Annotated in this window: 17 protein-coding genes; 9 read left to right on the top strand and 8 right to left on the bottom strand. The window is 39.8% G+C overall.

What is annotated here, in order from left to right; all coding sequences use genetic code 11:
• Positions 1-50 precede the first annotated feature (50 nt).
• The 9 genes from lgt (at position 51) to I2F31_RS11855 (ending at position 6,323) form a co-directional block, all read left to right on the top strand.
• Positions 51-869, top strand: coding sequence for a prolipoprotein diacylglyceryl transferase (gene lgt / locus I2F31_RS11815; RefSeq protein ID WP_195769824.1), 819 nt, complete (start codon positions 51-53; stop codon positions 867-869).
• A gap of 50 nt (positions 870-919) precedes the next feature.
• Complete coding sequence (locus I2F31_RS11820) at positions 920-1,288, top strand: hypothetical protein (RefSeq protein ID WP_195769823.1); 369 nt, start codon at positions 920-922, stop codon at positions 1,286-1,288.
• Complete coding sequence (locus tag I2F31_RS11825; protein WP_195769822.1) at positions 1,285-1,632, top strand: hypothetical protein; 348 nt, start codon at positions 1,285-1,287, stop codon at positions 1,630-1,632. The genes I2F31_RS11820 and I2F31_RS11825 overlap by 4 nt, the downstream gene beginning before the upstream one ends.
• Before the next feature lie 72 nt (positions 1,633-1,704).
• Positions 1,705-2,547: a thymidylate synthase gene (thyA, locus tag I2F31_RS11830; RefSeq protein WP_195769821.1), complete on the top strand. Its 843-nt coding sequence runs from the start codon at positions 1,705-1,707 to the stop codon at positions 2,545-2,547.
• A complete protein-coding gene (locus tag I2F31_RS11835) occupies positions 2,544-3,077 on the top strand; it encodes a dihydrofolate reductase (protein WP_195769820.1) in 534 nt (177 codons plus the stop codon). Before thyA ends, I2F31_RS11835 begins: the two co-directional genes overlap by 4 nt.
• A gap of 131 nt (positions 3,078-3,208) precedes the next feature.
• On the top strand, positions 3,209-3,754 hold the full coding sequence (locus tag I2F31_RS11840; protein ID WP_195769819.1) for a GNAT family N-acetyltransferase: 546 nt from the start codon (positions 3,209-3,211) through the stop codon (positions 3,752-3,754).
• A 248-nt stretch (positions 3,755-4,002) separates the two neighbouring features.
• Positions 4,003-5,034: a tRNA dihydrouridine(20/20a) synthase DusA gene (dusA, locus tag I2F31_RS11845; protein ID WP_195769818.1), complete on the top strand. Its 1,032-nt coding sequence runs from the start codon at positions 4,003-4,005 to the stop codon at positions 5,032-5,034.
• 83 nt (positions 5,035-5,117) lie between these two features.
• Positions 5,118-5,804: a nicotinamide riboside transporter PnuC gene (gene pnuC / locus I2F31_RS11850; protein ID WP_195769817.1), complete on the top strand. Its 687-nt coding sequence runs from the start codon at positions 5,118-5,120 to the stop codon at positions 5,802-5,804.
• A gap of 48 nt (positions 5,805-5,852) precedes the next feature.
• Positions 5,853-6,323 (top strand): HIT family protein, encoded by a 471-nt coding sequence (locus I2F31_RS11855; RefSeq protein WP_195769816.1) that lies wholly within the window; start codon positions 5,853-5,855, stop codon positions 6,321-6,323.
• Here the strand turns inward: I2F31_RS11855 and I2F31_RS11860 are convergent.
• The 8 genes from I2F31_RS11860 to I2F31_RS11895 all read right to left on the bottom strand — a co-directional run bounded on the left by I2F31_RS11860 (position 6,320) and on the right by I2F31_RS11895 (position 14,462).
• On the bottom strand, positions 6,320-7,084 hold the full coding sequence (locus I2F31_RS11860; RefSeq protein ID WP_213014883.1) for a tRNA threonylcarbamoyladenosine dehydratase: 765 nt from the start codon (positions 7,082-7,084) through the stop codon (positions 6,320-6,322). The two genes, I2F31_RS11855 and I2F31_RS11860, sit on opposite strands and share 4 nt — an antisense overlap.
• A gap of 123 nt (positions 7,085-7,207) precedes the next feature.
• Positions 7,208-8,020 (bottom strand): TatD family hydrolase, encoded by an 813-nt coding sequence (locus tag I2F31_RS11865; RefSeq protein WP_195769815.1) that lies wholly within the window; start codon positions 8,018-8,020, stop codon positions 7,208-7,210.
• Positions 8,017-8,913 carry an RsiV family protein gene (locus I2F31_RS11870; protein WP_195769814.1) on the bottom strand — a complete coding sequence of 299 codons (897 nt, stop codon included), beginning with the start codon at positions 8,911-8,913 and terminating at the stop codon, positions 8,017-8,019. Before I2F31_RS11870 ends, I2F31_RS11865 begins: the two co-directional genes overlap by 4 nt.
• A 158-nt stretch (positions 8,914-9,071) precedes the next feature.
• Positions 9,072-10,664, bottom strand: coding sequence for a peptide chain release factor 3 (locus I2F31_RS11875; RefSeq protein WP_195773933.1), 1,593 nt, complete (start codon positions 10,662-10,664; stop codon positions 9,072-9,074).
• 172 nt (positions 10,665-10,836) lie between these two features.
• A complete protein-coding gene (locus I2F31_RS11880; RefSeq protein ID WP_228285931.1) occupies positions 10,837-11,325 on the bottom strand; it encodes a methylated-DNA--[protein]-cysteine S-methyltransferase in 489 nt (162 codons plus the stop codon).
• A 119-nt stretch (positions 11,326-11,444) separates the two neighbouring features.
• Positions 11,445-12,116: a ribulose-phosphate 3-epimerase gene (gene rpe, locus I2F31_RS11885; RefSeq protein ID WP_195770148.1), complete on the bottom strand. Its 672-nt coding sequence runs from the start codon at positions 12,114-12,116 to the stop codon at positions 11,445-11,447.
• 60 nt (positions 12,117-12,176) lie between these two features.
• Positions 12,177-13,031 (bottom strand): S-formylglutathione hydrolase, encoded by an 855-nt coding sequence (gene fghA, locus I2F31_RS11890; RefSeq protein ID WP_195770146.1) that lies wholly within the window; start codon positions 13,029-13,031, stop codon positions 12,177-12,179.
• Positions 13,032-13,040: 9 nt separating this feature from the next.
• Complete coding sequence (locus I2F31_RS11895; RefSeq protein ID WP_195770144.1) at positions 13,041-14,462, bottom strand: C13 family peptidase; 1,422 nt, start codon at positions 14,460-14,462, stop codon at positions 13,041-13,043.
• Between the last annotated feature and the right edge of the window lie 38 nt (positions 14,463-14,500).

Genomic DNA, 14,500 nt, shown 5'->3' on the forward strand with positions numbered 1-14,500 from the left:
GCCTGATCCGCTAAAATCAGCACAACGACGACTATAAAAAAGGAAAATCTATGCTGATTTACCCCAACATTAACCCAATCGCACTCGAGTTAGGTCCACTCAAAGTGCATTGGTACGGCATTATGTATCTACTGGCATTTTTATGTGCATGGGGTTTAGCAAGCTATAGAGCCAAACAACGTACAGGTTGGGGTGCAGAAATGATCTCTGACCTCATTTTTTACGGTGCATTAGGTGTTGTGATTGGTGGACGAATCGGTTATGTCTTATTTTATGAATTTGACCAATTTTTAGCACACCCACTGTGGCTATTCCAAGTCTGGACAGGTGGCATGAGTTTTCATGGTGGCTTTATTGGTGTCATGCTCGCCATGATTTTATGGTGTCGAAAATACCAAAAAACATGGTTTCAGACCATGGATTTTATTGCCCCATGTGTACCTACAGGACTCATGTTTGGCCGTATTGGTAATTTTATTGGCGGTGAGTTATATGGTCGTGCTGTCACAGACCCAAACTACCCTTTTGGTATGATCTTTCCAACAGATCCTCTGCATTTAGTCCGCCACCCATCACAAATTTACCAAGCCCTCTGCGAAGGGTTGCTCCTGTTTATTATCTTGTGGTGGTTTAGCTCAAAACCTCGCCCACGCATGGCCGTATCTGCTCTATTTTTAGCAGGTTACGGCGTGGCTCGCTTTGTTATGGAATTCTTTAGAGAACCCGATGCAGACCAAGGTTACATTTTATTTGGCTGGATGACCAAAGGACAAATCCTTTCACTCCCAATGATTATTATTGGCATACTGCTCATATTATGGGCATATAAACGAAAGGTCTATGACTGGGGTAATACACAAAAACTTTAAATCATATTCAGGGGGCGATTGCCCCCTCCTTACTTGATATCAGAAAAAATATGCTTGAATTTTGGTTTGATCCACACACATCTATCGCTCAAAAACTCAGTATTTTGATATTGGCCATCATCATTGCTGTGGCTTTATATCTATACGCTCCCATGCCAACTGCACTCATATTGTTTTTTCTTGGTGCAGGAGTCATATTTTTAATATGCCGTTTATGCAAAATCTATTTGGTTAAAAACGATCCACGTTTATGGCTATATAGAGTCTTTACGTGGATTCCTTTGGCCTTTTTATGTGCGATTATTTTTGTTAAAGCTTTTGACCATTTGCTCACTTGGGGCGTACAAGGGATTGCCATCATGGTGGTGAGTATTTGTGTTTTTTCCCCGCATGTTTTACTGAAAAAGTCACCCATATGATGAGTTATTTAAATGACCCTAAACACTTTCGACAAGTGCAATTAATCAGCGTTGTCATCAGTGCCATTGTAATGATTAAACTGCAAAACTATGCCAAATTAAGCCTACTTTGGGTCATTATCAGCATATGTGCTGGTCTAGTCATCGCACTCTACTACCGTTACCAAAGTAAATTACGTTTACCCAAATACAGCATATGGCTTGTTCCTATCTTTGTTTTAGCACTGCTAAATACAAGTATTTCTGCCCAACATATTCCCTTGAGCGTACAAGCCCTATTCTTTACTTTTTTGGGTCTGAATTTAAGCCATCGGTTTTTAGTACCAAAAAAAACCAAACGATAATCGACACTCGTCTTCATCGTATAAATCATATAAAATGCCACTCAAACCATATACCAACCTAAAAGGACAACCATGAAAGCATATCATGACCTATTACAACGTATTCTTGACCAAGGTGGCGACAAAAGTGACCGTACAGGGACAGGAACACGCTCTGTTTTTGGGCATCAGATGCGCTTTGATTTGTCGAAAGGTTTTCCACTGCTCACCACTAAAAAAGTACACTTTCGCTCAATTGCCATTGAATTACTGTGGTTTTTAAATGGCGATACCCATGTCAAATACCTAAAAGACAACAAAGTATCAATTTGGGACGAATGGGCGACCGCAGAACAAACGGCGAAATTTAACCGTCCTGAAGGTGAGCTTGGGCCTGTATATGGTCATCAATGGCGTAACTTTGGCGCGACAAAAAATGCAGATGGCACATATCAAAACAACGGTTTTGACCAAATAGCATGGTTAATTGAAGAAATAAAAAACAATCCAGATTCACGCCGTTTGATTGTTTCAGGTTGGAATCCGAACGAAGCAACACAAGTGGCATTACCACCCTGCCATACCCTATTTCAGTTTTTTGTACATGATGGCAAATTATCATGCCAACTCTACCAACGCAGTGCTGACGTCTTTTTAGGTGTACCATTTAACATCGCAAGTTATGCATTACTTACGCATATGGTGGCTCAAGTCTGTGGTCTACAGGTTGGTGACTTTGTATGGACAGGTGGCGACACTCACCTTTACAGCAATCATTTTGAACAAGCGAAGTTACAACTATCTCGCTCACCTTTACCACTGTGCGAACTTAAACTGAATCCAGACATTAAAAATATTTTTGATTTTAGTTTTGATGACATCGAAATTTTAAATTACCAATCACACCCTGCCATTAAAGCGGCGGTGGCCGTATGAGTATTCATGGTATAGATATTGTGCATGTTGTGGCGATGGACCGACAACAATGCATTGGTAAAAATAATGATTTACCGTGGCACATTGCAACTGACTTACAACACTTTAAAAAAGTGACCCAAGGTGGTGTGGTTGTGATGGGACGAAAAACCCTAGAGTCAATGGGGCGCTGTTTACCCAAACGCGTCAATTGGGTGATTACCCGTGACCACAATTGGTCTTATGAAGGTGCAAAAGTTGCTCATAGCATTGATGAGGCCTTGGAACTTGCTGTAGAAGATGTCAAAAACAGTGAAAAACCAAATCAAATTTTTATTATTGGTGGTGGTGAAATCTTCAAACAAACCATCAATCATGCAGACCGTTTAGAGCTCACCCATGTTGATGTCATGGTAGAACATGGTGAAGCCTTTTACCCAGAGATACCGTCACACTTTAAAAAAGTGTCTAGCGAGCAACACCTCAACGACCCATCTGGGATTAAGTTTGAGTTTGCAAGCTATGTGGCAACAGCAGACAAAGAGATCTAAAGTAAATCTTTACGTCTTAAATGCAAAAAGTGGCCAAGACAAAGGCCACTTTTATTCTTGATATACATATAATAAACATACTCTGCTTAAGTACTTTTATCTTAAATAAAATGGCAAGGGACAAATATAAAATGACTCACCCTAAAACCAATATTGGCCATATTCAAATGGTGGGTTTTCATGAATCTACACCCAATGAAATGATTGACTACTACGAAAGAAATAAATCCCACTTAAAAAATTCCATGCCATTAAGATCTGCCGAATTTTATAAAAATCAATATTGGCAACAACAGATCGACCAATATATAAATGACGTTAAACATAAAAAAGCCCTTCGTTTTGTTTTAAAAGATCAACATCATGTCATTGGAACCATCTCTTTCGATCAGATGATCTATGGTGCATTTTGCTCTTGTTATTTAGGCTATGCTTTAGATCAAAACTATCAGGGTCGAGGTATCATGACTCAATCCCTCCAATTTGGCTTAGACTATATATTTACTACACTTCATCTCAACAGAGTGATGGCAAATTACATACCAAACAACAGACGTAGTGCCAAAATTTTAGAAAAATTAGGCTTTGAAAAAGAAGGCTATGCGAAAAGATATTTAATGATTAATGGTATATGGCAAGACCATATACTGACCAGCCGAGTACGTGATCTAGAATAAAAATATAATCTACAACACAGCAAATATAAAATAGTTTCTAACTACTAACCCAAATGTTGTTAAATAGTTTATCCACGCATCAAGCACCTTTTTTCCTGAGTATATTTTCATCAAGACAATTTTTTCACTGCATAATAGAACTTAAATTGTGCTTAATGATGACAAACTCACTTTAAAAGATGAAAAAAAACATCAAATAGCGTTAAATACCCCCTCTAGCAACACAGATGCCAAAGGTCATGTTTTTTATGAGTACATCAAATACACTTCATCTATCCAAAGAACCACGCATTAGTGTTGCCCCGATGATGGATTGGACCACCAAGGATTACCGATTTTTTGCGCGTCTTTTTAATCCAAATATTATTTTATACACCGAAATGGTGACTACAGGCGCCATTTTATTTGGTGATGCCAAACGACACTTAGACTTTAATCAACAAGAACACCCCATTGTATTACAGCTCGGTGGCTCAAACCCAAAAGACCTCGCCACCTGTAGTAAAATGGCGCAAGATTGGGGATACGATGAAATCAACCTCAATGTTGGTTGTCCGAGCGACCGTGTACAAAACAATAAAATTGGTGCATGCCTCATGGCAGAACCTGACCTAGTTGCAGAATGTATTGCAAGTATGCAACAAGCTGTAGATATACCTGTGCATGTCAAACACCGTATTGGTATAGATGACATGCAATCCTACGAAGAGATGCTTCATTTTGTAGACACTGTGGCAAAGACTGGCTGTACTTATTTTGTTGTCCATGCACGTATTGCATTACTCAAAGGTTTATCACCTAAAGAAAACAGAGATGTCCCACCATTACGCTATGAAGATGTCTATCGCTTAAAACAAGAGCGACCACATTTAACCATTGAAATTAATGGTGGCATAAAAACTGTTGCAGAAACACAAGAACACTTACAACATGTAGATGGCGTGATGATTGGTCGTGAAGCCTACCACAACCCTTATTTACTTGCAGAGTTAGGGCAATCTATTTGGCAACTTGACCCACTCAACCGCTTTGACATTATTGAGCAAATGATCCCTTATATCGAACAACGTTTAGCTGAAGGTGCACCTCTATCAATTATCACACGGCATATTTTAGGCTTATTCCAAAATTTACCAGGTGCTAGAAAATGGCGTCAAGCACTCAGTGGTGGACAGGCTCAGAGCTTACAAGACATCAAAAATGCGGTACAACACATGCAAGAAGCCATAGCCCGTACCGAGCTTTATTTGGCACAGCAACGTGATCAGATGCAACCTTAAAGCACTCTAACAACATTTGTACTTGTAATCTGTGACCATTCATTTCATGATACTTGGATTATTTTTAATCATACATTTCCCTCATGAAACTATTTCACGGTTGGACAAACTTCGAAAAAGTATGGTTGGCTGTTTTCACAATCATACAGCTCATTTTATTTTTCTGGTGGCAACAAAGTGCCATTGATCTGATTTGTGCTTTATCTAATATGCTATGTGTTGTTCTTGTTGCTAAAGGACGCATGGAGAACTTCTTTTTTGGTGTGATTGCCACGGCGTTATATGCCTATATTTCTTACCAAAATAAGATTTTTGGTGAAGCCATGCTCAGTGGTTTGTTTTATCTTCCAATGCAGTTTATTGGTCTATACTTTTGGTTAAAGCACCGTGCTAAAAACACTCAAGCAGACACAGATGTTGAAGTCAAAAACCTGAGCGTGAATGGTTGGGCTATCATGCTTGTTGTTGTAGGTGTATGTTCTTTTGTATACGCCGAACTTCTAGCCTACTTAAACGCACAGCAAGTTCACCTAGACTCTTTCACTGTGGTGATTTGTATTATTGCACAAATTTTAATGACCATGCGTTACTCAGAGCAGTGGTTTTTATGGGTCACTTCTAATATTTTAGGCATCATTCTTTGGATGAATGCAGGCAACTATGCCATGGTAATGATGACATGTGCATCATTATTTAATGCCTTATATGGTTGGTATCATTGGCACCAACAAGCCAAAAAAATTCAACAGATACGCATTTCATCATCTTGAAATATATGCTATTTATACTCAAAATAGCATATAAAAATGAGATAAAAAATGACTTGTATCTTTTGTAAAATGGTCAATAAAGAATTACAACATCACATTGTGGCAGAAAATGAGCATTTTCTTGCATTTTTGTCATTATTTCCAAATACATTGGGTACAACCGTTGTGATTCCTAAACAACATTACGCAAGCTATGCCTTTGACCTTGAAGATCAAGTTTTATTTGATTTGGTTAAATTTAGCAAACAGGTTGCCAAACAGCTAGATCAGTTTTTTGATGATGTTGGACGTACAGCCATGGTCTTTGAAGGCTTCGGCGTAGACCATGTGCACGCAAAGCTATTTCCAATGCATGGCACAGCAAAAACCCAGCAACAATGGCAAGCGATTAATTCATCGATTGACCATTATTTTGAGCAGTACCCAGGATATATTTCAACCCACGATGCAGCACAGGCAAACCACACAGACCTCGCGGCTTTAGCAGCAGACATTCGGGCACAAAAGACACTTCATTAAACCACTTTTGCATCTAGTTTTTTCAACACTTCAGCCACAGCAACCATGGCAAAGGTAGATGTCACCACCACAGCAGACCCATACCCACCACAGCGTAATCCCGCTGTGGTGCATGTGTCTGCCGAAGTGACAGGTAAATCTGCTGAATATACACAAGTTATGCCAAATTTTTCTTTGGGCTTTTTACATATGCCCATACCACGTAATTGACTGCGTAGTTTTGCTAGCATTGGGTCTTGCTCTGTTTTAGATAAATCTGCCACACGTATTTTGAGCGGATCTTTCTTACCGCCTGCCCCGCCAGACACCACCAATGGCAATTTATTAAAACGACAATGTAGCATCAGTGCTAATTTGGCTTTGACATCATCAATGCAATCTAACACCACATCTGGTGCATCTACCAATAGTGTTTTGATATTATCTGCACTCAAATAGTCATCAACCAGAGTCAGTTGAATTTGAGGGTTAATTTCACGGCAACGCTGTGCCATCACTTCAATTTTTTCCAACCCTAACGTTGACGACAGTGCAGGCAGTTGCCGATTAATATTTGAGGCCGCCAAAACATCCATATCGACCAATGTCAGATGACCAACTCCCGTACGTGCCAAGGCTTCAACAGCCCAGCTTCCCACGCCACCGATACCAATGACCATCACATGACTGTGCTGATATTGTGAAAAAGATGCTTCAGTATACACTTTAGATACACCTGCAAAACGGCGTTCATACTCATCATCTTGAACTGTATCAATCATATATCTATCCAATGATCTCATGGTTGCTGGGGGCATAGTGTAACGTGTTTTAGTTTTTCAGTCTGCGTCATGCTGTAGATTTTGAATCAATAACACACGTTTAAAATCATTCGTTGCTGTCATTTAAAGCTGTAAAGCCGTCATACTATTTTGCCAAAGTTGTTGCTCTACAGTCTGTATGTTCATACCCAGTGTATCTGCCAAGCTTTGGCATACATACACCAAATTGGCAGGCACATTGCGGGTATGGGACGTCTCTGATTGTTGACAACACAGCGGTGTCATATCAGGGCAATCTGTTTCTATAACCAAATGCGTTAAACCAACTTCTTGCACCACACGGTGTAATTTTTTAGCATTTGGATTACTGATTTGACCTGTGATGCCCAGTTTAAACCCCAGTTTAATAAAAGCCTTCGCTTCTTCTATCCCACCACTAAAAGCATGTGCAATACCACCATGAGTAAAACGCTGTGCTTTTATCATTTGCAATACATCGGCATGTGCTTTCCGAATATGCAATAACACAGGTTTATTGTATTGTTTCGCCAGTTCAAGCTGTGCATTGAAAAAGTATTTTTGTTGTTGGTAAATCTCAGGCACACGATGCTGTTTTAAAAAAGTATCTAAACCAATTTCACCAATCGCCACACAAGCATTTTGCTGTAAATGATGCTCTAAAGTATGTAAATCATCTTGGTGATGTTCTTCTATATAAAATGGATGCAACCCCGGTGCAAAATAACTCCGTGGGAAAATATCCGGGTGCTCAAGTAACCACTGATGGGTCTGCCATAACACATCAAATCGTTGCCGTGTAATACCAATGAGTACCAATCCATCAACACCCGCCTGCTTCGCATCACACGCTAAAACATGGCGGTCTGTATCAAAATCAGAAACATCAAAATGTGTATGGGTATCAAATATTTTCATAGCACTTTATTTTTAGTCGGTAAAAACTGAGGCTGTAAAATACCTTCAAGCTGTGTATACGGTATGGTGAAACTCGGTGTACCCATGGCATACGGTGCAATGTCATACTCGTTGTACTGTAAAACTAAACCCTTGTCATTGAAGTAAAAATTATGGCTGAGTTTAAATGGCCATACTTGCTCGTAGTCCTGCACCCGATCTGCCAGTTTTTCTGAAATGACCCAATCTTTAAACTGTGTATGTACAAGTACCTTTAATGCATGATCTTGGTTAGGTCGTAAAATACTTTTCAACGTCAATTGTTGTTTCTTTGCAAGGTCAAATACAAAATAATGTTGGCTATTCGACCCATGAGCCCCACCTAAAAAATCATGTGCCTTTAGAACAATTGTGACGACCTGACCAACTTGTGCTTGCTGCTCAATTTGAATCACAAATGATGCATGCATATTTGTATTTACCCGATTCAAGGCTTGGTCTAACTGAAAGAATGCATCGGCACAATGCTGTATTTTTTCATTAAAACTTAAATGATTGGCTTGATTCGGTGTTGTACTCAAATCATTCGATGTACTTTCATCAGCAAAGTGTAAATCTAACTTTTGTTTTAAAATATCAAGGGTCGCTTGCTCTAATGTTTGGTCAATAAAATTTTGATTACTACGTAAATGCGCTACTGAAAATTCTGCACAACGGTGGTTATCACAACTGGTTTGTTGAAGGGTTAAAGGGGTAAGCTGTGCAACAAAATCAGCTTGATGAGGCTTAGTCTCTGTCACAGTTTCTTTCTTACTATTGTCTTCTACAACCGTAGGTTGTTTCTCACATGCTGTTAGTAAACAGCAAAGTAAAATCGCATATTGTTTGTTTTTATGTGTATTACAAAGCATCATTTTTCTCACATACATACGGCTGTATATAAGCTTCTAAAATTAAAGAGAATCTTTTCAATATACAAGCAAATCTATGTAATTTCATGCAATCATCGTTAAAATAAAAGAGACAGTTCAATATAAAAACAGCCTCTATTGAAGAGGCTGTTGCACTAGAATTAGTGTTCTCTGGTATTTCTAAACGCTACATCAGGCCAACGCTCTTGCATAATCTGCAAATTCACACGGCTTGGTGCAAGATAAGTTAAATGCCCACCACCATCAATAGACAATTGATCATGTGCTTTCTTCTTAAAGTCATTGAGCATTTTCTCATCATCACAATGAATCCAACGCACAGTATTGACATTCACAGGCTCGTATACACAGTCGACTTTGTATTCTTCTTTTAGACGATACGCAACCACATCAAACTGCAACACACCTACTGCACCCACAATTAAATCATTGTTAATTTGTGGCATAAAGACCTGTGTTGCACCCTCTTCAGACAACTCTTTTAAGCCTTTTTGGAGCTGCTTTGACTTTAATGGGTCTTTTAAACGTACACGGCGGAACATTTCAGGCGCAAAGTGCGGTATGCCAGTAAAATGTAGTGACTCACTGTCGGTAAAGGTATCACCAATTTGAATCGTACCGTGGTTATGTAAACCAATAATATCGCCCGGCCATGCTTCTTCTAAATGTTCACGCTCACCTGCAAGGAAGGTTAAAGCATCAGAAATACGAACATCTTTACCCAAACGTACATGATTCATTTTTAAACCTTTTTCATATTTGCCTGAACAAATACGCATAAAGGCAATACGGTCACGGTGCTTTGGGTCCATATTGGCTTGAATTTTAAATACAAAGCCTGAAAAACCTGTTTCTGTTGCTTCAACTGATCTTTCTTGTGTTGGATGAGCTTTCGGCGTAGGTGCCCAGTTGGTAAAGGCATCTAGAATATGGTCTACACCAAAGTTACCCAGTGCTGTACCAAACAGTACAGGGGTCTGCTTACCTTGTAAAAATAGCTCATGATCGAGTGTATCTGCGGCCATTTGTACAAGTTCTAAAGACTCTTCAAATGATTTAAAAGACAAGTCGCCAATTTTTTCACGAATATCTGGGTAGTCATAACCATCACGGACCTCTATGTCTGTAATGGTTGAACCAAAACCTGCTTTATAAAGGTAGGTTTTATTTTCAGCAATATGATACACGCCTGCAAAATCACGCCCCATACCTAATGGCCATGTGATTGGAACACAACGAATTTTCAAGACATTTTCAATTTCATCGAGTAGCTCAAGTGGCTCTCGAATCTCACGGTCCATTTTATTCACAAACGAGACAATCGGCGTATCACGCATGCGACAAACGTCCATGAGTTTAATGGTACGTTCCTCTACCCCTTTTGCACCATCAATCACCATCAATGCAGAGTCAACCGCAGTCAGTGTGCGGTAAGTATCTTCAGAGAAGTCTTCATGGCCGGGGGTGTCGAGTAGGTTAATAATGTGCTGTTTATAAGGAAACTGCATCACAGATGTGGTAATGGAAATACCACGCTCTTTTTCCATTTCCATCCAGTCAGATGTGGCTGAGCGGTCAGATTTACGGCTTTTCACCATACCTGCCACTTGAATGGCTTTACCCCATAACAGCAACTTTTCTGTCATGGTGGTTTTACCCGCATCGGGGTGAGAAATAATCGCAAAGGTGCGACGCTTGGCAACTTGGGTTGCTAATTCTTGTGCAAGACTCATCAATCATTACCTACTGCAAAACTGCAGCGTTCAGAAAAATATATAGGACGAATGCCCCCATTGTAACAGATTAGGGACAGCTTTAAATGTGTGCTATGTATAAGTGCTTCTGAACTACATTGGCGTTCCTGTCATTTTGTAAAGCGAAGTGATGATGTTTTCAGTATATACATCATTCTTGCTCTAAATCTAGTAAATACTGTTTATTTTTAAGGCCTCCTGCAAAGCCTCTTAAATCACCTTGTTTTCCCACCACACGATGACACGGCACAATAATCGACAACGGATTGTGAGCAATCGCTGTCGCAACCGCCCTAACAGCTTTTGGACGATCAATATGGGTGGCTAAAATACCATAAGATGTGGTTTTACCCCGTTCAATTTCACATAAAGCTTGCCAAACTTGTTTTTGAAAGTCTGTGCCTTTTAAAAATTTAGTGGGGACATCAAAACATTGGCGTTCATGGTTAAAATATTGATTTAACTCATGTCTTGTCTGCAATAAAAGATGATGTTCATTGCTGTGCGTATATTGCTGTGAAGCATATGGCGTTTTACAATCATCAAGCCAACAAATGGCCACCAATGCCTCATTATCAGCAATTAAGCGTAATTGCCCAACAGGGCTAGACATCTGCGTTTCAAACAATTCAGATGACATCACATTCTCCTTATAAAAGATAGGCAAGTATGAAATACCACACTTGCCTATCTTATGAAAATTTCAGTAATACACCTGCATCTGCTTGATCTTCACACACAGCAATGCCTTATTACTTATTATACCTGTGCTAATTCTGCACGCATTTGATCAATCACTGTCTTATAGTCAAGTTGATTAAAAATTGCTGAACCTGCCACAAACATATCTGCACCCGCCTCGGCAATCGCTCGAATATTTGCAGGGCCCACGCCACCGTCTACTTCTAAACGAATATCTCGACCACTGGCATCAATAATTTTGCGTGCTTGACGAAGTTTTTCTAGGGTCATTGGAATAAATTTTTGTCCACCAAAACCTGGGTTTACACTCATCAATAAAATTTGGTCAACTCTATCTAACACATAGTCTAAATAATGTAATGGCGTTGCAGGGTTGAAGACTAAACCTGCTTTTGCACCGCCTGACTGAATCAGTTGTAATGAACGATCTATATGGTCGCTGGCCTCTGGGTGAAAAGTGATAATGTCAGCCCCTGCTTCTAAAAAATCACCAATCATACGGTCAACAGGCGACACCATTAAATGGACATCAATTGGTGCTTTAATACCATAGTTTTTTAATGCCTTACATACACCTGCACCAAAAGTCAGGTTCGGTACATAATGATTGTCCATTACATCAAAATGAACCACATCTGCACCTGCTTCAAGGACTTTTTCAACATCTTCACCTAAACGTGCAAAGTCAGCTGATAAAATAGAGGGTGCAATTAAATATGGCTTAGACATAAAAGACCTAATATATGGCATGAATAGTGGTGGCTATCATAGCAAATTTGCCAATTTTTGTCAGTGTTTGAAGTCAACCTGACTAAAATAAGAAGCATGGAAACGCAAATGATCTGCTATAAAACTTTGAATAAAATAGTAACCATGATCATAGCCAGCATGCTCTCGCAACATCAACTTCTGACCTACTTTTTGGCACGCTTGTTTTAGTAAATGTGGGTTTAATTGCGAGTAAAATTGATCATTCTTTCCTTGGTCAATCAATACCTCAGAAAACAATGCACCTTTATGCTCGACTAATGCCACTGCATCGTGTGCTGACCAATCACTGTCACTGGCATCACCTAAATAGGCTTGAAAAGCTTTTTGCCCCCAAGCACATTGCGTTGGGGCACAAATAGGAGCAAATGCCGAAACCGTTTTAAATTTCTCTGGATATTTCCATGCCAAAGTCAACGCACCATGCCCCCCCATACTATGCCCCATAATGCCAATTTTCTCACAATTAATCGGAAAGCTTGCTACAACATGCTCATACAACTCATCCACAATATAACGTTCCATCTGAAAATGCTCAGACCACGGCGTTTGTGTCGCGTTAATATAAAAACCTGCACCCTGCCCTAAATCCCAATGTGCATCATCTGCAACCCCATCACCTCTGGGTGAAGTATCAGGCATAATTAAAATAATACCGAGCGTTGATGCGATTTTTTGTGCATGTGCTTTAATCGCAAAGGTTTCTTCATTACAGGTCAGTCCTGCTAAAAAAAACAAAGCCATACATGGCTGGCCTTGTAGTGCTTTAGGTGGTAGATACACTGAAAATTTACTGTCACTTTTGAGTGCTTTAGATGACCATGTGTAAATACGTTGTTCACCATCAAAACACATATTCGATTGTATTTGCTCCACAATGACCTCCTAAGGCTGACTCATTTGTATAGGTTCAATATGATTGATTGGTATGGCAGGATTATTACTTGGAAATAAATGTTTTTCTAACTGTGGCAACATCAGTTGCATATTTTTACCCAACGCCCACTGGGGTTCAGAAGGCTCAAAACCTTGAGCACTTTCCCACTTAGAGACTGTCGCTTGTGCATCTAAAAAGGCATCATGTAATGTTGTTTTTTCACGCATGGCCTGATCAAAAAAAGCACGACCAAAATAAGTATAGTCGGCTTGACTATTACAACCAAAAGAGGAACGATCTGCCGCAGATGCCGTAATGACCAACGTATTATCTGATTGCAATGCAGGTATAAAACTGCCCGAATAGCACGATGAAATCACAATCACACGCCATTTAATGCCTGCTTGATCTAAAGCACCACGTAACCAACGTGGGTCAACTTGACGTAAATCAATTGGGGCATTTTCTAATTCAAACTGATTGGCCAAACCGTGCGATGTCATATATAAAAACAGTACATCTGTGTCTCGGTTCATTTGCTGACCAATACGGTTGAGTGCAAGTTGTATACTGGTTTGTGAAGCGATTGGCAGAGTCGTGCCCGTATCTGGGTCGTTCACGAGCTGAATAGAACGTCCTAATGTTCCAAAGCGGGTATCAAACTGTGCTTTAATCCGTTGTACTTCTGAGCTAAACACCGAATCATAACTATCACCTGCAACACCCAAAAAATACCAATGGGTTTGTGCAAAATCACCCAACTGTATTTGATCGAGTGACTTTTTTAGCAAGTTTCCTTGAGCATATAACACATCTTCTGAAATGGTCGGTGCAACGTCTTCCACTTTCCAAATGGGTTGCTCTTTGACTGACATTTGCCATACCACCAAGGTACAGACCGTGGCAAACATAATGAGGCCTCGCTCCCACCATGGCCATTTTAACTCACGAGCAAATACCCAAATCACTGCAATACTTTGCCACACAAACAAAATCATAAATAAGTTCGGCAAAAAGTTATATACAGCGTCTGGTAAAAAGTTGAGAAAGTTATTGTCACCCAAGTACTGTAAAATACATTGAATCAATAAAATATTGCTATCTAAGACCAACCACAAGAGTGCAGGCACAAGCATTAAACGTGGATTATTCATCCGTTGCGATAAAAAAATACCCACAATCAATGCAATAAAAGGCCATAAGGCATAGCTAATCAAACCTTGTGGATTCAGTGCCCCAACCTGCCCAGCAACCATCCAGCTATAAAGTGTATTGACACTACCCGCCACAACACCCCAGAACAAAAGTTGGAAAATAGATGGATGTACCACTTGCAAAGACTTACGAGAACCCAAAAACAGCCAAAGCCCTGCTGTTTGGTTACTTTTCAAATCATGCCAAAAGTTAATGGAAGGTTTTAGATCAATCATTTTTTTGCGAGTCCGCAACCACGAGGTTTATTTGAGTC

Source organism: Acinetobacter rathckeae (assembly GCF_015627125.1).
In the GTDB taxonomy this organism is placed as follows: domain Bacteria; phylum Pseudomonadota; class Gammaproteobacteria; order Pseudomonadales; family Moraxellaceae; genus Acinetobacter; species Acinetobacter rathckeae.